This is a genomic window from Kiloniella laminariae (genome assembly GCF_027214005.1).
Lineage (GTDB): Bacteria > Pseudomonadota > Alphaproteobacteria > Kiloniellales > Kiloniellaceae > Kiloniella > Kiloniella laminariae_A.
In genome coordinates, this window is sequence record NZ_JAPWGY010000003.1 from 655,008 (window position 1) to 674,562 (window position 19,555).

A 19,555-nucleotide genomic window follows, 5' to 3' on the forward strand; every position below is an offset into this window, starting at 1 on the left:
TTCCTTAATATTAGCGAAGTATGGTGACCTTTATAACAGTTGCCTTTGAGCTACACCCTGTAGCAGGCAGAAAGAAGTATGATGGTAAAGCAAGTGATTTCAGAAATTATGACTGAACAGGACATGACAGCCCTGGGGCTGGAAGCCGTGGCTTATGTCAAGGCTGTTGATGTGGATGGAGAGGCTTGCTTTGGTATTTTTGCCGCTGATGGCACAGAAATAACAGTCGTTACCAATCGGGACGTCGCCTTTGCTGCCGTACGTCAGCAGGACCTGGAGCCTTTGAGTGTTCATTAGACCTTGATCTTTCAGGCAAGAGCATTGTTTTGCTCGTGCAGATACGAAGTTTTGATCTGGTGATAGAAATAAAAAAGGCCCCCTTTCGGGAGCCTTTTTCAGTTTGTACCCTTATCAGGCAGCGTGACTTGTTGCAGTAGCACTCAAGAGCGCATAGATGCCATCATCGCTTTCTGTACCCCGAAGTTTTTCGCAAGTTGCAGAATCTCTCAAGAGTCGTGATACCCTGGCCAAGGCCTTGAGATGGTCTGCTCCGGCGGTTTCTGGTGCGAGGAGAAGACAAATGAGATCCACAGGCTGTTCGTCTATGGAATCAAAGTCTACTGGACGCTCCAGCTTGACAAAGAAACCATAAAGTCGGTCAAGATTTGGCAGCTTCCCATGGGGAATTGCGATTCCTTGCCCGATACCTGTCGTGCCAAGTTTCTCCCTTTCAATCAGAACATCAAAAATATCACGTTCTTCCTGTCCGGTAATTTCCGAGGCACGTTTTGCCATTTCCTGAAGCACTTGCTTCTTGCTGTTGGCACGCAAGCCGGCGGCCACAGCATTAGGGCCGATAAGGTCGGTTATTTCCATAGTACAATCAGGTCTTTAACTGTTAATTTCCCTGACTTTTTGTTGGATCTACCCAGCCAATGTTTCCGTCAGAGCGACGGTAGATCATGTTCAGACCCCCGTGTTTGCTGTTGCGGAACATCATCGCGGGCAGATCTTCCAGGTCCATCCGCATCACGGCGAGACCTGCTGTCAAAGTCGGGATTTCTGTTGGCATCTCTGCCACAATCAAGGGGCTGTTGTCGTCGTTGTTCACGGCATCAACAGCGTCGTCTTGGTCTTCATCATGCTCGCCAGAAAGAATATAGTGCTGGGCATGGGTTGCTTCCTTACCGCCTTCTGCGTGATCATCACGGAGCTTCCGCTTATGACGACGCAGGCGTTTTGACAGGCGTTCTGCAGCCAGATCAAATGCTGGATAAGGTTCGCCAGCCTCTCCATTGGCTTCGAGGCGAATATTTTTGCCAACATGGGCAACAATTGTTGCCCGGTAGAGATAGGCATTTTTGGATAGGGTGACATTCACATCTATCGCGTCACCAAAATATTTATCCAGTGTTGAGGAAAGGTTTTCTTCGATATGTGTGCGCAGCGCGTCGCCGACGTCGAGCTGCTTGCCTTTAACGGAAAGCTGCATGTGAACATATTCTCTGAATTGTTAAGGGGTTTTGTGTAATGACAATCCGTGCCATTCATGCCCCGCTATCTGGGGCGGCACCATAGTGTCGTCGTCTATTGGAGTCAAGGACAGTAGGTAGAACCATATTTTCCCTCCCGTTTTCGTAAACGACCAATGTAGTATATCACAGTCTTTGGCGCTGGGGAGACTTTGTTACATCTAAATTATAAAGAGAGTGATTTTTCTCGACGTCTTTGTACGGATGATGAAATCCCGAGGGCTTCACGATATTTGGCCACAGTCCTCCGGGCAATGTCGATCCCTTCCTGTTTCAGCCTGGTCACGAGAGCATCGTCAGACAGGATTTTCTTGCTGTCTTCCTGATCAATCAGGTTCTTGATTCTGTCGCGGACGGCTTCGGAAGAATGATTATTCCCGTCATCCCCCCCGATGGAGGAGGTGAAAAAGTACTTCATTTCATAAGTGCCGCGCGGGGTGACCATATACTTGTTCGACGTCACCCGGCTCACAGTTGATTCATGCATCTCGATAACTTCTGCAATATCCTTGAGGGTCAAGGGTCTGAGAGACTGGACACCCTTTTGCAGAAATTTCTCCTGTTGCCGGACAATTTCCGATGCAACCTTCATCACCGTGGTGGCGCGCTGGTGCAGAGCCTTTACCAGCCAGTTTGCGGACTGGATCTGTTCGGAAATATAGGTTTTTTCCTCTTTGGTCCGGGCGAGCTGAGATACATTGTTATAATAGTGATTGTTGATCAGGACCTTTGGCAGGGCGTCGGTATTAAGTTCTACATGCCAGCCCCCGGCCCGATCGGGCCTGACGATGACTTCGGGGATGACTGACTCCACATCACCGGTGTCAAAGGAAGCGGCTGGTCGCGGGTTTAAGGCCCGGATTTCGGCGATCATATCGGTTATGTCTTCGTCGTCGACATGACAGACCTTGCGCAAGCCGGCGAGGTCCCTTTTTGCCAGAAGATCCAGATTGTCGAGCAAGGCCTGGATGACTGGATCAAGCCGGTTTTTTTCCCGGAGCTGGATCGCAAGACATTCTGCGAGATCCCGGGCACAGATTCCTGAGGGGTCAAAAGTCTGTAGTGTTTGCAAAACACTTTCGATCAACTCGATTTGGCACCCGAGCTGTTCGGCGAGCTCGCCAAGATCCGCTTTCATATAGCCGGATTCATCAAGGTGATCAATCAGGTGCAACCCGATGATCCGTTTTGTCGGGTCATCAATTTCCATCACCAGCTGCTCGCGAAGATGGGCGCTTAGTGTGACGGTTTCTTCCAGGCGATTTTCAAGCGAAAAGGACTCGTCATCAAATCGGGTATTGCCGCCTGGGCCCCAGCTGGAGAAAGCGGTGCTGTCTTCATTCCATTGGTTGTCAGGGCTGCTGTCGTAGTAGCTGTCAAAATCGGTGTCGAGGGGAGTCTGGTTACTATCCGGCAGGGTTTCCGCGTTTCCGAGCTCAAGCGAGTCGGGGGAGTTGCTGTCGTTGCCGGAAGAGGCTTCTGCGGCAGCATGAAGGTCGCCGGTTTCGCGTTCCTGCCTCTCGGCGTTACCCGTGCCGTCATCCCTGTCTAAAAGCGGGTTCTGTTCCAGTTCCCGCTGAACATATTCAGCCAACTCTATATTCGACAGCTGCAGTAATTTGATGGCCTGCTGCAGTTGCGGGGTCATGACGAGGCTTTGACTTTGCCTCAGTTCAAGTCTTTGAGATACCGCCATAGGTTAACCTTTAGAGGCTAAACCTTTCACCTAAGTAAACGCGACGTACATCGTCGTTATTGACGATCTCGCCAGGAGTGCCTTCCATCAGCACCATACCATCGTGAATGATATAGGCCCGATCTACAATATCCAATGTTTCCCGTACATTATGATCTGTAATGAGGACCCCGATTCCCCGATCCTTGAGGTGCATGACCAGATCGCGAATGTCGCCAACCGCAATGGGATCAATCCCGGCCAAAGGTTCATCAAGCAGAATAAAGCTGGGGTCAGATGCCAGCGCACGGGCAATCTCAACGCGACGTCGTTCGCCGCCCGAGAGGGCAATGGCAGGTGTTTTGCGCAGGTGGGTGATGGAAAATTCGGCCATCAGGCTTTCGAGTTTGGCTTCACGTTTACTGCGAACCGGCTCGACAACTTCCAGTACACCACGGATGTTCTGTTCAACGGTCAATCCCCTGAAGATCGAGGCTTCCTGGGGAAGGTAGCCGATACCCATCCGGGCCCGCCGATACATGGGCAGGTCTGTAATGTCCTGGTTGTCCAGGGTGACCCAGCCGGAATCCGGGGCCAGTAGCCCGGTGATGATATAAAAGCTGGTGGTTTTCCCAGCCCCGTTGGGGCCGAGAAGGCCAACGATCTCGCCGCGCTGGACCCGCATGGTCACAGCTCTGAGGACCGGGCGTTTCTTGAAGCTTTTCCCAAGGTTTGTTGCCATGAGCCCCTGATTGTCAGCAATCAAGGTTGGTTTGCTTTCCTGGTTCGCGGTATCGGGGTGCTTCTCAGTCATTAATTTTTTTTGCCGTTAAAAGTGGTGCCGCGTAAATATCTTTAAGCTATCAGGGTTTCTTCTTTTTACTGGAGGGAAGGATGAGACCTGTCACGGGTTTCCCGCCTGCGCTGGTCAGTTTGCTGACACCTGTTGCAAGATTGAATTCGGCCTGGTCCCCGTTCATCTGGTTTTCCCCCTGGGTTATCTTGACATTCCCGATAAGGTTCGCCAACTCCTTCTTGACATAATAGATGCCTTTGTCGCCGGTCGCGTACTCTGACTTGGTTGCAACCCGTACATCCCCAAAGGCGTCAATGCGCTCGATTTCCAGTTTTTCCTGGGCATTTTTAACAAAGTGGGCTGTCAGAATGTTGCCGTGAACTCTTTTGTCTTCTCGGATGGCTACGGCATTGCCGCGGGCAACGGCGAGCTGCTTGGCTTCCCAGTATTCCAAGCTGTCCCTGGCCGTAATGGTGTCGGCCCCACTGATCATGCGCAGGTCTTTACCTGTGAGGACCATGACCTGCTGGTCTATGTCATAAACGCCATTGTCACCATAAGCAGTTTCGCCAGGAGAGATGATCTGAACGTTACCAACCGCATCGACCCGGTAAATTTCGGTTCCACCTTCTGCGCCTTCACGGTAATGAGCAATCAGTTGGTCGCCACGAACCTCCAGCTCGCCCTGAGCTGCCCGGGCGTTGCCACTGGCAACGTACTGTTTCTTGTCACGTCGCCATTCAATACCTTCGTCGGCATTGATTTCAAGAGGCTCTTTGCCTTGCCCCAGGCCTTCGGTCAATCCCTGGCCCAGGGATGGTGTGTGCGACGCAAGTGTCAGGAAGAACGCGATTGCGGCTGTGACCGGAAGAATGGCCGATGTTAAGCGCCTCATTTTTTTAACGTCTCCTGTGCGTCGGGAAGAATGACCAGTTGGCTCTTTCCGGTGAAAGTAATACGTTGTCCACGGTCTGTGATGACAAAACCCTCGGATACGACTGTGCCAGCTGGTCCGTGTCCATTGACTTCACTTTGCCCGTAGGCTGAGCCTGCATTCACATCGATCATGGCTTCTTGTGTCATGATTTCAAAGCCCTGATCCTGAAAAATATTCACGTTTCCATCAAGGGTGAGGTATTTTGCGTCTTTGTCGTAGATCCCGGAACGGGCAGAAAGCGCGATCCAGCTGCCGTCATGTAACGAAATGTCGGCCTTGGGTAACGTGAGGAGAATTTCATTTTCCCGCTCCCGTGACTGTTCCGCCAGATCAGCGATAATTGTGTAGGGTTGTTCCTGGTCATCAAGGCCAAGGTATTTAGGGTTGAGTGCGCTGAGCGTATCGGGCGTATCGCCAAGAATACTTTTGCCAATCGCTGTGCCTTCTGCAATCACCTGTTCCTCAAGCTGTGGCCAGACGATAACCAGCAGAATCAGGATGACGGCGAAAAAAGGGAGTGCGACTTTGGCGATGCTGACAAAGACACTGTACCCGTTCTTCCCGGAAAAACTGGGCGGCTTCACGGCTTCGAGGGGCGTCGCGACTACGGGGGCAGTCGCGGTCGACACCTGTTTTTTTGTGGGCGTTTTTGCGGGCATCTTTTCCATTTTGCCTCAAGCAATTCCGGCGCGAAGACAGTCGTGGATGTGAATGATTCCAACTGGCCGCTGATTATCAGTGACAAAAAGGCTGGTGATGGAGCTTTCGTTCATCTGGCCCAATGCCTCTGCGGCGAGTGCGCTGGGGCGGGTGGTCTTGGGAGACGCTGTCATCACGTCTTCGGCTGTCATTGCAAGAATGTCAGCGTCCATATGCCGACGCAGATCCCCATCGGTTACGATCCCTTTCAGATGGCCCGTGGCATCGGTAACACCAATACAGCCGAAAGCCTTTTGAGTCATGATCAGGATGGTCTCTGACATGGGGGTGTGGCCGGGACAGAGCGGCAGGTCCTCGCCATGCATCAGATCGGATACCTTGAGCAGCTTTGTCCCGAGGGCTCCGCCGGGATGAAAGACCTTGAAGTCCTGTGCCTTGAAATCTTTTTGTTCCAGCAGGGCTACCGCAAGGGCATCCCCCAGCGCGAGAGACATGGTTGTCGAGGTGGTAGGGGCAAGCCCATGGGGGCAGGCCTCGGGCAGGTTCGGCAAGATCAGGGCGACATCCGCAGCTTCTGCGAGGGCAGAAACTTTGCGGCCAGTCATGGCAATCAACGGAATTCCATATCGGCGTGTATAAGTGATCAGATCACCCAGTTCAGCAGTGTTGCCGGAATTGGACATCGCTAGTACGGCATCACTGCGGGTGATCATGCCGAGATCCCCGTGGCTGGCCTCGCCGGGATGAACAAAGGAAGCGGGTGTGCCTGTCGAAGCCAGCGTGGCTGCAATTTTCCGGGCGATGTGTCCGCTTTTCCCCATGCCGGTAATGATTACACGACCCGTCACAGCCATCAGGATTTCGATTGCTTTCGTGAAGCTGTCATCCAGTCCCTGGCTTAAAGTGTGCAAGGCTGTGGCCTCCAGTTCAAGAACGCGCCTGGCCGAGACCAGGGCTTGTGAACTGCCAGGCTTTTGTCGTGGCATCTCTGGCTCGATATCGCGAACTCTATTGACCATTTTCTATACTTGCTACTCAGGCGTTCCATAGGAAGCGGTGGTTGGGTCCATGTCTGGACCATTGGTAACACGGAAAACATCAGCAAGTAAAACTGCCTCGCCGAGAAAATGCCGTTAAATGATGACCATATAAAGGCACCAACCTGCGTGAAATTGTCCCAGCAAGAAATGGGCTTTACGCGTGAGCAAAGATATCGCTCTCGGGCCATCCGGCAAGATCGAGTTTGGCGCGCCAGGGGAGAAATTCAAAACAGGCTCGGGCCATTTCCAGTCGTCCCTCGCGCGCCAGTCTCTGATCGAGGATCTCGACCATTTTGTGGAGATACAAGACGTCAGAAGCAGCGTAGTTGAGCTGATCCTGAGAGAGGTCAGGTGAGCCCCAATCTGATGATTGTTGCTGTTTGGAGATATCGACACCAAGAAGCTCGCGGCAGAGTTCCTTGAGGCCGTGGCGGTCCGTATAGGTTCGAATGAGCTTTGAGGCGATTTTGGTGCAATAGACCGGATTACAGGTTACGCCCAGATAGCGTTCGATTGCGGCAAGATCAAAGCGGGCAAAATGAAAGATCTTGGTGACGTCCCTGTTCGTAAAAAGTGCGCGGAGATTGGGGGCGTCATAATTACCGTCTTTGAACTGGACGAGATGGCAAACACCGTCTCCGGCGGAGAGTTGAACCAGGCACAGGCGATCCCGTGATAAATTGAGACCCATCGTCTCTGAGTCAACAGCAACGGAGCCTCCAAAGTCTACGCCGTCTGGCAGGTCTGTCTGATGCAGATGGATAGTTACTTCGCTCACGTGTCTCTCCCGGGTTGCCGTGTGGCACAGGACTGTTGATGCCTGTTTCGCGTCGGTCTCGATTACAAATATGGGCTGCATTCTCTCTGGCGGGATGATTCTGTCAAGTGAACATCCGTCTTGTTGCCATGTTACTGCGGCTTGTTAGGAAAAAGCCAGCCCAATGCTGTATAGTATGCCTGTCGGGAGGGGCAGCCGCCTAGAACAGTCAGCACAACGGCAGGGTGAAGATGCAAAAACTGAAGCGAAGAGAAGAGCAGGTTGTAACGGTATTTGGCGGATCGGGTTTTGTTGGGCGTTACGTCGTCGCCCTGCTGGCACGGGATGGATGGCGGATCAGGGTTGCTGTTCGGGACCCGCAGAAAGCGGCTTTTCTGAAAGCCTGTGGAGATGTCGGGCAGGTTGTGCCGCTTGCTGTCGATGTGTCTGACCCGGCATCGGTTGCACGGATTGTTCAGGACAGTTCCGTGGTGATCAATCTGATTGGAATTCTTCTGGAGCAAGGGAAGCAACGTTTTGATCTGCTCCAGGCCAGGGTGCCCGGCACGGTTGCGGCGGCGGCGCAGAAGGCCGGAGCCAGGACCTTGATCCAGATGTCCGCTATTGGGGCTGATTTGAATTCCCCTTCCAGATACGGGCGGAGCAAGGCAGAGGGGGAGGTGGCGGCACGGGCGGCCTTTCCGTCTGCTGTGATTATCCGGCCCAGTATTGTTTTTGGTCCCGAAGATGATTTTTTCAACCGCTTTGCCAGGATGGCGCAAGTCAGTCCGTTTTTGCCTCTCGTCGGAGGTGGGAATACCTGGTTTCAGCCAGTTTATGTTGGCGATGTGGCAGAGGCTATCCGAAAGATTGTTCTGCATCCTGATAAATATTCAGGAGAGATCTATGAGTTGGGCGGTCCGAGGGTCATGACATTCCGGGAGTGCCTTGAGCTGTTACTTCGGGAAGTCAGATTAAACCGGCTTCTGGTTGGTTTGCCTTTCTGGCTGGCAAGAGTGATGTCGGTTTTTATGACGGTTTTGCCTAACCCGCCTCTGACGCTGGATCAGTTGAAGATGCTTGAGAAAGATAATGTCGTATCTGATCAGGCAAAACATCTTGAGGATCTGGGTGTAAAGCCGGTGGATCCGCATTTGATCTTGTCTGACTATCTTTCCCGTTATCGCGATGGTGGTAGGAAAAATTAGTATCGACATAATTTAATGTTAAATAACTCTATGAAATAAAATATAAATAAAAGTCTCAAATCGGAACTAAAATAATTTTTAAACGCCATGTTTAATGGTGGTTTCCCGAGAAATTCTGGATGTGATTGACATATAGGTCAAATGTGGTTACCTATATTGACTATCGGTCAAAGCTATTCATTTAAAGAATCGGGTATCAAGAGGCGTAAAGCCCTTTGCAAGCTACGGTATGGAGACTTGCGCCCGCTGCGGGAGAGATACATGTCTGACAAAATGCTGCAATTCGTCCGGCAGGGGCGGGAAATGCCTGAAAAGCGCGCTGTAAAGCAGCGGCGTGAGGATTTTCGTGAAATCTATGATGCCTTTACCCCGGCTGCAGCACAGACTCAGGCCAGTCGCTGTTCACAATGTGGCGTGCCTTTTTGTCAAATTCACTGCCCCCTTTCAAATAACATTCCCGACTGGTTGATGCTGACAGCCAATGATCGTCTGGAAGAGGCTTATGAGTTGTCACAGGCGACCAATAATTTCCCGGAAATCTGTGGTCGTATCTGTCCGCAGGATCGCCTGTGTGAAGGGAAGTGTGTCATTCAGCAATCTGGCCATGGCACAGTGACGATTGGCTCGGTCGAGAAATATATAACAGACACAGCATGGGAAAAAGGTTGGGTCAAACCGGCCAGGCCGCAACATGAGCTTGCCGAGTCTGTCGCAATCATAGGGGCGGGGCCTGGTGGGCTGGCCGCAGCAGAACAGCTGCGCCGCAAAGGATACCAGGTGCACGTTTATGACCGTTATGATCGTGCAGGTGGTCTGCTGGTCTATGGGATTCCCGGGTTCAAACTGGAAAAGAGCGTGGTCGAGCGCAGGGTAGATCTGTTGGAGCAGTCGGGCATACACTTTCATCTGGGCCAGGATATTGGCGGTAAAGTCTCTTTTGCCGATATCAGAAACAAGCATGATGCCGTACTGATCGCAACAGGTGTCTATCAGGCACGGGATCTGAGTTTGCCAGGCAGTGAACTGCGCAATATTTTGCCCGCGCTCTATTACCTTACCGAGGCTAACCGGAAGGATCTGGGCATAGCTTCTGATCACATGAGTGATGAGCTGAACGCCAAAGGCAAAAATGTCGTGGTGATCGGCGGGGGTGACACTGCAATGGATTGTGTGCGTACGGCTGTTCGTCAGGGGGCAAAGTCGGTAAAATGTCTTTACCGTCGCGATAAGAACAACATGCCCGGGTCTGAACGTGAAGTGCAGAATGCAGAAGAAGAGGGCGTGGAATTTGTCTGGCTCTCTGCCCCGGAAGCTTTTGTCGGCGATGAAGTTGTACGTGAAGTACTGGCCTCTAAAGTTCATCTGGGTATCGCTGATGCCTCAGGCCGTCAGGTGCCACAGATTGTTCCTGACTCCCGGGAAGCCATTCCAGCCGATCTTGTGATCAAGGCTCTTGGTTTTGAGCCAGAAAATCTGCCAAAGCTCTTTGATGAAAAGGATCTGGAAGTGAGCCGCTACGGGACGCTACAGGTTGATGATGCAACCATGATGACAGCGCTCGACGGGGTTTTTGCCGCCGGTGATATCGTACGGGGAGCTTCGCTGGTTGTCTGGGCAATCAAGGATGCCCGTGATGCAGCTGAACAGATGCATGCTTTTATAAAAAACAAAAATACAGCTGCTGCTTAAGGAGAGAGCCCATGGAAAAGAATGATCCGATTGCCCAGTGGGAACAACTGGCAGCACATTACGAGAAAAACGGCCTTTATAACCCGGAAGATGAACATTCTTCCTGTGGTGTTGGTCTTGTGGCCGCCATTGATGGCACGCCCCGACGTTCTGTGGTTGAAGCGGGTATCGATGCCCTGAAGGCGGTTTGGCATCGCGGTGCAGTTGATGCAGACGGCAAGACCGGCGACGGTTGTGGAATCCATGTAGAGATTCCCCAGGACTTCTTTCGCGAACATATTGAACGTATTGGCCACAAAGCAAAGCAAGGGCAGCTGGCGATCGGGATGGTGTTCCTGCCGCGTACTGACTTTGCCTCTCAGGAACGCTGTCGCGTTATCGTCGAGCGTGAAATTCTGAATTTTGGTTACTCGATCTATGGTTGGCGACAGGTTCCGGTCAATACCTCAATTTGCGGGGAAAAAGCAGGTTTGAACCGGCCCGAGATCGAGCAGATCATGATTGCCAATTCTGCCGGGGTTGATGACGAGCGCTTTGAAACCGATCTCTATATTATCCGTCGTCGGATCGAAGCTGCAGCCGAGCGTGATTCGATCAAAGATTTTTACATCTGTTCGCTGAGCTGTCGGTCAATTATCTATAAAGGCATGGTTCTGGCCGAGAATCTCTCGGATTTTTACCCAGACCTGCTGGACGAGCGGTTTGTGTCCAGCTTTGCGATCTTTCACCAGCGTTTTTCGACCAACACCTTCCCGACCTGGCATCTGGCCCAGCCTTTCCGGGTGATTGCGCACAACGGGGAAATCAACACCCTGCGGGGCAACGTGAACTGGATGAAATCGCATGAGTGCCGGATCGATCATCCGAAGTTTGGTTCTCACGTCGAGGATCTGAAGCCGGTTATCCGTCCCGGTAGTTCTGATTCAGCTGCACTGGATGCTGTGTTTGAACTGATGATCCGCTCTGACCGTAGCCTGCCGATGGCCAAAACCCTTTTGGTGCCGGAAGCCTGGAGCAAGAATGATGCGGTGCCGCAACACCACAAGGAACTCTATGCCTATTGCAACGCAGTGATGGAGCCCTGGGATGGGCCTGCGGCGATCTGTGCCTTCTCGGGCCCCTGGGCACTGGCGGGAACTGACAGAAATGGTCTGCGGCCCCTGCGCTATGCCATTACCAATGATGGTCTGCTCTTCGCCGGATCTGAAACAGGTATGGTGCACATTGATATCAGCCGGATCATCGAAAAAGGCCGCCTTGGCCCGGGACAGATGATTGCGGTGAATTTCAAGGAAGGTCGTCTCTACAAGGATCACGAGATCAAGGACCGTTTGGCGGCTCAACAGCCTTTTGGCGACTGGCTGAAAAACATCATGGTAATCGAGGATCTGGTCAAGATTCATAAATACAGCCAGAAGCCGCTCAATCGGGAAGAGCTGCGCCGTCGCCAGCTGGCGTTCGGTTTGACGATTGAGGATATGGAGTTGATCCTGCACCCCATGGTCGAGCTGGCCAAGGAAGCTGTTGGATCTATGGGCGATGATACGCCGCTGGCGGTTCTTTCTGACAACGTTCGTCCGATGCACCACTTCTTCCGCCAGAACTTCAGCCAGGTGACCAACCCGCCAATTGACAGTTTGCGGGAAAAACAGGTGATGTCCCTGATTACCCGCCTTGGCAATCTGGGGAACGTGCTGGACGAAGAAGAGGGGCAGGTGACAATCCTGCAGCTTGATTCCCCGGTTCTGACCAATTCCGAATTTGTTGCCCTTTCGAAACATATGGGGCGTAGCGTTGGCGTGGTCGACTGTACTTTCGATGCCAACGGCAAGCCGGGCAACCTGCGCAATGCCTTGCGCCGTATCCGCCGGGAGGCTGAAGAGTTTGTCCGTGAAGGGTTTGAGCATGTAATTCTCACCGACGAAACCCAGAGTTCCGAACGGATTGCGATCCCGATGATCCTGGCAACAGGAGCCGTGCACACGCATTTGGTCGCTCAGAAACTGCGCTCTTTCTGTTCAATCAATGTTCGAAGTGCAGAATGTCTTGATGTCCACTATTTTGCCGTTTTGATCGGCGTCGGGGCGACAACGGTTAATGCCTATCTGGCGGAAGAAGCCATCGCGGACCGGCATCGCCGTGGCCTGTTTGGCGACCTGAGCTTTGATGACTGTATGAAGCGCTATACCATCGCCGTGGATGAAGGCCTGCTCAAGATTATGGGTAAAATGGGGATTTCGGTTATCTCGTCTTATCGTGGCGGGTATAACTTTGAGGCCCTTGGGCTTTCCCGCACGCTGGTCGATGAGTTCTTCCCCGGTATGCCAAGCCGGATTTCCGGGATCGGAATGAGCGGTCTGGAAGAGAAGGCGCTAGAGCTGCACAACAAGGCCTGGGGCGCCGATGCGTCCGCCTTGCCTGTCGGTGGATTTTATCGCTACCGTGCCGGTCAGGAACTCCACGCCTGGGAAGGTCAGTTGATCCATACCATGCAAACAGCCGTGACAAACGGTTCCTATTCCCTGTTTAAAAAATATACCAAGGGATTGCAGGAACGCCCGCCAATCAATTTGCGCGACCTGCTTGATTTCAAGCGCGATGCCAAGGGCGGTCTGGATGTGGAAGATACTGAATCCATTACGTCGATCCGCAAACGCTTTATCACACCGGCAATGTCGCTGGGGGCGTTGAGCCCCGAAGCACACGGGACCCTGAACATTGCGATGAACCGGATCGGAGCGAAGTCTGATTCCGGGGAAGGGGGCGAGGTGCCCGAGCGTTATGTTCCCAAAGCCAATGGTGATAACGAGAACTCTGCAATCAAACAGGTGGCCTCGGGCCGTTTTGGTGTGACAGCCGAATACCTCAACAAGTGTCGGGAAATCGAGATCAAGGTGGCTCAGGGTGCCAAACCGGGTGAAGGCGGGCAGCTGCCCGGTTTCAAGGTAACCGAGCTTATCGCCCGTTTGCGCCATGCCACACCGGGGGTCACTCTGATTTCCCCGCCGCCGCATCATGATATCTATTCGATCGAGGATCTGGCGCAGCTGATCTATGATCTGAAACAGATCAATCCGGATGCCAAGGTTTGCGTCAAGCTTGTTGCCCGCTCCGGTATCGGGACCATTGCAGCCGGTGTGGCCAAGGCCAAGGCCGATGTCATCCTTATTTCCGGCAATGTGGGGGGGACAGGGGCTTCTCCGCAAACATCCGTCAAGTTTGCCGGGATTCCCTGGGAGATCGGACTGAGTGAGGTGCATCAGGTCCTGACTTTGAACGGGTTGCGGAACAAAATTACGCTGCGGACTGACGGAGGTCTGAAAACCGGCAGGGATATTGTGATTGCTGCCCTGCTCGGAGCTGAGGAATATGGTGTTGGTACGGCATCCCTGGTTGCCATGGGCTGCATCATGGTGCGCCAGTGCCATTCCAATACCTGCCCGGTTGGCGTTTGTACCCAGGATGACGATCTGCGGGCCCGTTTTGCCGGGACACCGGAAAAGGTGGTCAATCTGTTCAGCTTCATTGCCGAAGAGGTTCGTGAGATTCTGGCGTCACTTGGCTTCAAGACCCTGAACGAGATTATCGGTCGCACTGACTTGCTTAAACAGGTGAGCCGTGGCGCGCCGCATCTTGATGATCTGGATCTCAACCCGCTTCTTGCTCTTGCAGATGCTGGTGATTCCGAACGGTACTGTACTGCTGTTGAACGTAACTCCGTGCCGGATTCTCTCGATGCCCAGATCATTGAAGATGCCAAGCCATTTTTTGATGTCGGCGAGAAAATGCAGCTGCTCTATAATGTCCGCAATACGCACCGGGCGGTCGGCACAAGACTGGCGTCCATGATTACCCGACGTTTTGGTATGAAAGGGCTGCAGCCCGATCATATTACAGTACGGATGCGTGGTTCTGCCGGGCAGTCGCTTGGCGCCTTTGCGGTTCAGGGGATGAAGCTGGAAGTTTTTGGCGACGCCAATGACTATGTTGGCAAGGGACTTTCCGGAGGCACGATTGTGGTGCGCCCTCTGGCCTCGAGCAAGTTGCAGACCCAGCACAACACGATTATCGGCAACACCGTTCTCTATGGGGCGACTGCAGGCAAGTTGCTTGCTGCCGGGCAGGCGGGCGAACGCTTCGCGGTCCGGAATTCTGGTGCCGATGTAGTGGTCGAGGGCTGTGGTTCTAACGGGTGTGAGTACATGACTGGCGGAACCGCGGTTATTCTCGGTGATGTCGGCCTGAACTTTGCGGCGGGCATGTCCGGCGGAATGGCCTTCGTCTATGATCCCAACCGGTTACTGCCAAAGCGGATCAACAGCGATACGGTGATCTATCAACAGGTCGAGACCGAACACTGGGAGGGTGTTCTTTTAGGCCTGATGCGAGAACATCAGCATGAGACAGGGTCGATTTATACGGAACAGCTGTTGAACGACTGGCAGAGAATAAAGGGAGATTTCTGGCAGGTTATCCCAAAGGAAATGCTGGCACGACTGGCGCATCCTGCCTCTGTCGAAACCGAGCTGAAGACGGCCTGATATAAGCGATTATGGAAATAAGGTATGGAAAAGGGGCCGGTTATCTGGCCCTTTTTCTTTGGCGGATCAGGCCTGGATTCCGGAAAGATAGTTTTTAATCCGCTGTCCGAGTTTTGCGGAAGGTTTTTCAAGCTGGTGAACGGCCAGTTCTTCAGCGCCTGTTCGCCTGCCGCAGCCCGGGACAGGAGTAAAACGCCCTTTGCTGTCGGTAAACTCAAGCAGCCCTTCGCGAAAGCATCGGTTTTGTCTGTCGCCTGTGACGGACATGGAGACAAAAGACAGGCGCTGAAAATGTTTGTCCGAGAGTAATAGCCAGTGAAACAGTTCGGATTTCTCTTCCGTGTCGGGGAGGTCCAGACGTTTTATTTCTACGATATCTATGGTCTCATTCGAAAGGTGGAAGAGTACTTTAAAGCTTGGTTTGTTCACGGCATGGCTCTGCTTGTTACGCGGGTTGTTTCTCAGGGTATTGCAGTGGGTTTTAGCTGTGTTATTCATTCGCAACAAGAAGAACGAATCGCTCGCCCAGAGTAGCTGTGTTCTTTTTGCTATCCGTATTTTCCGAGGTTTTCTCCTCGGGTTCGCAGGGTTATAGTCGCGGCAATGAGAACACTTTATCATCTTCCACTCGATCCGGGCTGTCGCAAGGTTCGCATGCTCTTGCGCGAAAAACAGCTGGAATGTGAGTTACACGCAGAAAAGATCTGGGAACGCCGGGACGAGTTTTTGAAACTAAATCCTGCGGGTGAGGTTCCCGTGCTTGTCGAAGAAGACGGGACCACCATTACCGGCGGAGCCCAGGTCGTTGCCGAGTATCTTGAAGAAGCCTATCCGGAAAATCCCCTGCTGGGTGACGGGCCGCTATGCCGGGCGGAAGTCCGACGGCTGATTGCCTGGTTTGATCTGAAGTTCTGGCGTGAAGTTACCGCGAATCTGGTCGAGGAGAAGATGCTCAAGCGTTTTCTGGGATTGGGGCAGCCGAACTCCTCTGCTATCCGGGCAGGTCATGCAAATATACACTATCATCTGGAATATATCGGCTGGCTGAGTGACAGAAGAAACTGGCTTGCCGGAGAAGATTTTTCCCTCGCCGATATTACCGCGGCATCCCATATTTCAGCGCTGGATTACATTGGCGATGTCCCCTGGCAGATGCACCCTGGTGCCAAAGACTGGTATGCCCGGGTCAAGTCCCGTCCCTGCATGCGCGGGGTGCTCGGTGATACAATCGCCGGGGCACCTCCGGTCAAACACTATGCTGATCTGGATTTCTAGGTATACCCGGAAAAACAGATCAATGGTGTTGAAGAGGGGATCTGAAACCAGGCTCAGCCTGCGGATCAGTTTACCGTAACATCCAGTTTTTCGAGATTAAGCTGGGCAGCGTCGGCTGCTGGAGTGCCAAGGGCTTTGTTGACGATTCGGAGCCAGTCTTCCCGGGCTCCGGCATCATCCCCCTTGAGACGGCGCAGAATCCCGCGTTCAAGCAAGGCTTCCATATTATCGGGATTCAGGGACAAGGCTTTCTCTGCATCGGTCATCGCGTCTGCATCATTGCCGAGAAACCTTTTGGCAGAAGCACGGAGAACAAGCACGTCATCACGCTCTGGTTCAAGGCCATGGGCAACCTCAAGATCAATCAGTGCCTCATCAAAACGACCTTGTTCAGCAAGGATTTCGGCGCGGTCAATGTAATAGTCTGTACCATCGGGATAGATCGTGATTGCTGTGCTCTGGACAGCAAAGGCCCGGTCAAGATCACCATGGCTGTACCAGGCCCGTCCTGCTTGATGCAGCAGTTGTGACTTGAGCAGGAGATCATTGCTTTTCATGTCCTGCGCGAGCTTTTCCAGTCGGGTTGCTGCAGCATCATAAATCTTGAGTGCATAAAGGGCCTGGGTCGCGCAGTGTTCCGCTGCATAGCCTCCGCCCTGTGAAGCCCAGCTCAGAGCAGCCTCGAAGGCAGAATCAGGTCGGCTCTCAACCAGTCTGAGGCAGGCTTCGTATTGCTCTTCGTGGTTGATCGGTGCTTTGTTTTCTGCCACGGCAGCAGAGCTCATGCCGATGGTCGTCAGAAGCAGAAGCAGGCTTGTGGATATCCGGGTTTTTGTCATCATGCGCATATTTGGCTCATCGAACGGGATTTTGGCAAGGGGTGCTTTTTTATTTCTGTGCGGAGCCTATAGTGTGATTCAGGCAATTTCGAGATCGACTTTATGACGGATACAACCAAACATCTTTTTTGTTTCGGACTGGGCTATTCCGCCCTGGTTTTTGCCCGCAGGCTTTTGGCCAAGGGGTGGCGGGTGTCAGGCACAGTACGGCCCGGTGCGGATAAGGACCGAGGCAAAATGGATGCCTTGCGGGCTGAAGGGATTATGGTCTGGCCTTTCGATCGGGATGCGGTGCTGCCAAATGCGGATGAAGCATTGCTGGGAGTTACCCATATCCTTACCTCCGTGCCGCCGGATGCTGAAGGGGATGCCGTATTTGATCACCACGTAACAGATATTCTGGCTTGTAAAAGTTTGAAATGGTTCGGATATCTTTCAACAACGGGTGTTTATGGGAACAGGGATGGTGGTCTTGTCCATGAAGAGGATGTCCTGCATCCCAGTAGCACCCGCAGCCAACGCCGGGCAAAGGCAGAGCTGCAGTGGCAGCAGCTGTTTCATGAAGAAAACCTGCCGCTGCAGATCTTCAGATTGGCCGGGATTTACGGCCCCGGACGCAGTCCGATTGACAGTATCCGAAGGGGCAGGGTAAAGCAGCGTATCAACAAGCCGGGGCATATTTTCAGCCGGATTCATGTGGAAGACATCGCAAACGTTCTTGAGGCCTCGCTGGAGAGGCCAGACCCCGGACGCATTTATAATGTTTGTGATAATGCCCCGGAAGAACCCTGGCGGGTCACGACCCGTGCTTGCGAGCTGATAGGGATTGCTCCGCCGCCACTGGTTTCTTTTGAAGCCGCTGATATGACGCCGATGGCCCGCTCGTTCTGGCTGGATAACAAGCGGGTTGATAACAGCCGTATGCTTCACGAACTGGGTGTTGTTCTCCAGTATCCTGATTATGAAACAGGTCTGCAGAGTCTTTTGTGACCAGGTTCATTTGACGATGTGAACCAGCTTGCCATACCTCAGGCGAGCTGGTCTTCAATACTGCGGGTGCGATCGGAAACCACGTCTCCCGTGTGGGCGGTGCTGACAGGCTCAATCAGCATGATCCAGCACTCTTCTGCGGCGACAGGATTGTGAAGAACGCCTTTGGGGACCACGTGCATGTCGCCTTCTTTAAGCGATACGGTCCTGTTTTCATACTGCATCGTCAGACTTCCCTTCATGATATAAAAGAGCTCGTCTTCGTTATCATGCTTGTGCCAGACGAACTCTCCTTTGAGTTTGGCAATCTTGACGTACTGATCATTGACCTGGGCGAGAACTCTTGGCGACCAATGCTGGGTAATCTGATCAAATTCTTGTTGAGGTGTAGCGACATCTGGAAACGACATAGATTGTTCCTTTAAGCTGGCAGCAAGTTTGTTTTTTCTGGTTAAAGCAGCCATTTGAACAGACCGAAAGCGAACATCCCGACAATAATTGTTGTCAGCAGGTCCTTGCGGACCAGGCCCGTGATCACAGCAACGATGGCGGCAAGAAGCGCGGGGTTCTCAATATTGAATTCGATGCCATTGTTATTGGGAATCAATATAGCCGGGAAAATAATGGCCGTGAGGACGGCGGGCGGAACAAAGTTCAAACCGGCCTTGGCCCAGCCCGGAAAAGAGAAATGTCCAGCAGAGGCAAGCAGTATATAGCGGATAGCAAATGTTACGGCTGCCATTCCGGTTATCATCAGAATTTCAGTCATTTGTTTTCCTCATTTGTCTTTATGTCCTCTGTACTCATTCCTTCGGGTACTGCGGTTTTCTCTTTTCTCCGGCAGGCAAGATGAAAGGAAAGCCCGACGGCAATTGCTGAAATGGCAGAAACCATCAGGCCGAGTTGGTGCGGCAGATCTGCTGTTCCCAAAGACATCGCCCCGGCAACCAGGACACAGGCCAACATGGGTCGTGTGGTGAGGTAGGGCAACACCATGCCAATGAAGGTTGCAGACATGGCAAAGTCCAACCCCCAGCTGTTCATCTGGGGAAAGAGTTCGCCCAGGGTAATGCCGATAACGGTACAGAGAATCCAGTTACAGTACATGGCCAGGAAAGAGCCAAGATAAAACCATTGCAGAGACCCGAGACGCCAATTTTCATCTGATTTACGGATCTTGTCGGCGAGAATGGCGAAGCTTTCATCGGTCAGGCCAAAAGCGATCAGGGCCCGCCAAAACCCGGGAAGGTGTTTGACGTCATCAACAATCGCTGCGGAATAGAGCAGGTGGCGCAGATTGACGATAAAGGTCGTTGCAATAATGATCAGAGGGCCTGTGCCGGCACTCAGTAAACCAAGAGCAATAAACTGGGAGGAGCCGGCAAAGACAAAAACTGACATGGCAATGGCCCCAAGAGGCGAAAGGCCGCTTTGTTCCGCCAGTGTACCAAAGATGATGCCAAAAGGAATTGCACCAACAATCATAGGAATTGTTGCACGGCTGCCTGCAAAGACTTCTTTAAGACGGTTTGGGCAGCTTTGACTTGTCCCGGTGTTGGCAAGGATTTCCGGGGAGGAGCAGGTGCCCGGGTCATGCAGGTTTGTCATGTCGTCTT

General features: G+C 52.7%; 19 protein-coding genes. 6 read left to right on the forward strand and 13 right to left on the reverse strand.

Going from position 1 to position 19,555, the window contains the following annotated elements; all coding sequences use genetic code 11:
* The first annotated feature begins 78 nt into the window (after nucleotides 1-78).
* Nucleotides 79-297, forward strand: a complete 219-nt coding sequence (locus tag O4H49_RS12120) for a DUF1150 family protein (RefSeq protein ID WP_020590780.1) — start codon at nucleotides 79-81, stop codon at nucleotides 295-297.
* A gap of 114 nt (nucleotides 298-411) precedes the next feature.
* Here the strand turns inward: O4H49_RS12120 and ptsN are convergent, their stop codons facing one another.
* The 8 genes from ptsN to O4H49_RS12160 all read right to left on the reverse strand — a co-directional run bounded on the left by ptsN (nucleotide 412) and on the right by O4H49_RS12160 (nucleotide 7,418).
* Entirely contained in the window at nucleotides 412-876 is a 465-nt protein-coding gene (ptsN, locus tag O4H49_RS12125; RefSeq protein ID WP_269423682.1) for a PTS IIA-like nitrogen regulatory protein PtsN, read from the reverse strand.
* Between the two features lie 22 nt (nucleotides 877-898).
* Nucleotides 899-1,492, reverse strand: a complete 594-nt coding sequence (gene hpf / locus O4H49_RS12130) for a ribosome hibernation-promoting factor, HPF/YfiA family (RefSeq protein ID WP_269423683.1) — start codon at nucleotides 1,490-1,492, stop codon at nucleotides 899-901.
* Between the two features lie 206 nt (nucleotides 1,493-1,698).
* The gene (rpoN, locus tag O4H49_RS12135; RefSeq protein WP_269423684.1) at nucleotides 1,699-3,228 is read right to left on the reverse strand and encodes an RNA polymerase factor sigma-54; all 1,530 of its coding nucleotides are present in this window, start codon (nucleotides 3,226-3,228) and stop codon (nucleotides 1,699-1,701) included.
* Between the two features lie 10 nt (nucleotides 3,229-3,238).
* Nucleotides 3,239-4,021: an LPS export ABC transporter ATP-binding protein gene (lptB, locus tag O4H49_RS12140; protein ID WP_269423685.1), complete on the reverse strand. Its 783-nt coding sequence runs from the start codon at nucleotides 4,019-4,021 to the stop codon at nucleotides 3,239-3,241.
* A 49-nt stretch (nucleotides 4,022-4,070) separates the two neighbouring features.
* Nucleotides 4,071-4,898 (reverse strand): LptA/OstA family protein, encoded by an 828-nt coding sequence (locus O4H49_RS12145; protein WP_269423686.1) that lies wholly within the window; start codon nucleotides 4,896-4,898, stop codon nucleotides 4,071-4,073.
* Entirely contained in the window at nucleotides 4,895-5,608 is a 714-nt protein-coding gene (gene lptC, locus O4H49_RS12150) for an LPS export ABC transporter periplasmic protein LptC (RefSeq protein ID WP_269423687.1), read from the reverse strand. The genes O4H49_RS12145 and lptC overlap by 4 nt, the downstream gene beginning before the upstream one ends.
* A gap of 6 nt (nucleotides 5,609-5,614) precedes the next feature.
* Nucleotides 5,615-6,619 carry a KpsF/GutQ family sugar-phosphate isomerase gene (locus O4H49_RS12155; protein WP_269423688.1) on the reverse strand — a complete coding sequence of 335 codons (1,005 nt, stop codon included), beginning with the start codon at nucleotides 6,617-6,619 and terminating at the stop codon, nucleotides 5,615-5,617.
* A gap of 175 nt (nucleotides 6,620-6,794) precedes the next feature.
* The gene (locus tag O4H49_RS12160; protein ID WP_269423689.1) at nucleotides 6,795-7,418 is read right to left on the reverse strand and encodes a ribonuclease D; all 624 of its coding nucleotides are present in this window, start codon (nucleotides 7,416-7,418) and stop codon (nucleotides 6,795-6,797) included.
* 230 nt (nucleotides 7,419-7,648) lie between these two features.
* On the opposite strand from O4H49_RS12160, the gene O4H49_RS12165 reads away from it, so the two are divergent.
* The 3 genes from O4H49_RS12165 to gltB all read left to right on the forward strand — a co-directional run bounded on the left by O4H49_RS12165 (nucleotide 7,649) and on the right by gltB (nucleotide 14,835).
* Nucleotides 7,649-8,605 (forward strand): complex I NDUFA9 subunit family protein, encoded by a 957-nt coding sequence (locus O4H49_RS12165; RefSeq protein ID WP_269423690.1) that lies wholly within the window; start codon nucleotides 7,649-7,651, stop codon nucleotides 8,603-8,605.
* A 261-nt stretch (nucleotides 8,606-8,866) separates the two neighbouring features.
* Nucleotides 8,867-10,294 carry an NAD(P)-dependent oxidoreductase gene (locus tag O4H49_RS12170; protein WP_269423691.1) on the forward strand — a complete coding sequence of 476 codons (1,428 nt, stop codon included), beginning with the start codon at nucleotides 8,867-8,869 and terminating at the stop codon, nucleotides 10,292-10,294.
* 11 nt (nucleotides 10,295-10,305) lie between these two features.
* A complete protein-coding gene (gene gltB / locus O4H49_RS12175; RefSeq protein ID WP_269423692.1) occupies nucleotides 10,306-14,835 on the forward strand; it encodes a glutamate synthase large subunit in 4,530 nt (1,509 codons plus the stop codon).
* 66 nt (nucleotides 14,836-14,901) lie between these two features.
* On the opposite strand, the gene O4H49_RS12180 is transcribed toward gltB, so the two are convergent.
* Nucleotides 14,902-15,333: a hypothetical protein gene (locus tag O4H49_RS12180; RefSeq protein ID WP_269423693.1), complete on the reverse strand. Its 432-nt coding sequence runs from the start codon at nucleotides 15,331-15,333 to the stop codon at nucleotides 14,902-14,904.
* A 105-nt stretch (nucleotides 15,334-15,438) separates the two neighbouring features.
* Between O4H49_RS12180 and O4H49_RS12185 the strand changes: the two genes are divergently transcribed.
* Nucleotides 15,439-16,110, forward strand: a complete 672-nt coding sequence (locus O4H49_RS12185) for a glutathione S-transferase family protein (protein ID WP_269423694.1) — start codon at nucleotides 15,439-15,441, stop codon at nucleotides 16,108-16,110.
* A 65-nt stretch (nucleotides 16,111-16,175) separates the two neighbouring features.
* Here O4H49_RS12185 and O4H49_RS12190 read toward each other — a convergent pair whose 3' ends face one another.
* A complete protein-coding gene (locus O4H49_RS12190) occupies nucleotides 16,176-16,958 on the reverse strand; it encodes a tetratricopeptide repeat protein (protein ID WP_269423695.1) in 783 nt (260 codons plus the stop codon).
* 93 nt (nucleotides 16,959-17,051) lie between these two features.
* On the opposite strand from O4H49_RS12190, the gene O4H49_RS12195 reads away from it, so the two are divergent.
* On the forward strand, nucleotides 17,052-17,939 hold the full coding sequence (locus tag O4H49_RS12195; protein WP_269423696.1) for an SDR family oxidoreductase: 888 nt from the start codon (nucleotides 17,052-17,054) through the stop codon (nucleotides 17,937-17,939).
* 38 nt (nucleotides 17,940-17,977) lie between these two features.
* Here O4H49_RS12195 and O4H49_RS12200 read toward each other — a convergent pair whose 3' ends face one another.
* Genes O4H49_RS12200 through O4H49_RS12210 form a run of 3 tightly spaced genes read right to left on the reverse strand, consistent with a single transcriptional unit; the run spans nucleotide 17,978 to nucleotide 19,547 of the window.
* Nucleotides 17,978-18,349 (reverse strand): cupin domain-containing protein, encoded by a 372-nt coding sequence (locus O4H49_RS12200; RefSeq protein WP_269423697.1) that lies wholly within the window; start codon nucleotides 18,347-18,349, stop codon nucleotides 17,978-17,980.
* A gap of 41 nt (nucleotides 18,350-18,390) precedes the next feature.
* Nucleotides 18,391-18,708, reverse strand: a complete 318-nt coding sequence (locus O4H49_RS12205) for an AzlD domain-containing protein (protein ID WP_269423698.1) — start codon at nucleotides 18,706-18,708, stop codon at nucleotides 18,391-18,393.
* A complete protein-coding gene (locus O4H49_RS12210) occupies nucleotides 18,705-19,547 on the reverse strand; it encodes an AzlC family ABC transporter permease (RefSeq protein WP_269423699.1) in 843 nt (280 codons plus the stop codon). The genes O4H49_RS12205 and O4H49_RS12210 overlap by 4 nt, the downstream gene beginning before the upstream one ends.
* Nucleotides 19,548-19,555 lie beyond the last annotated feature (8 nt).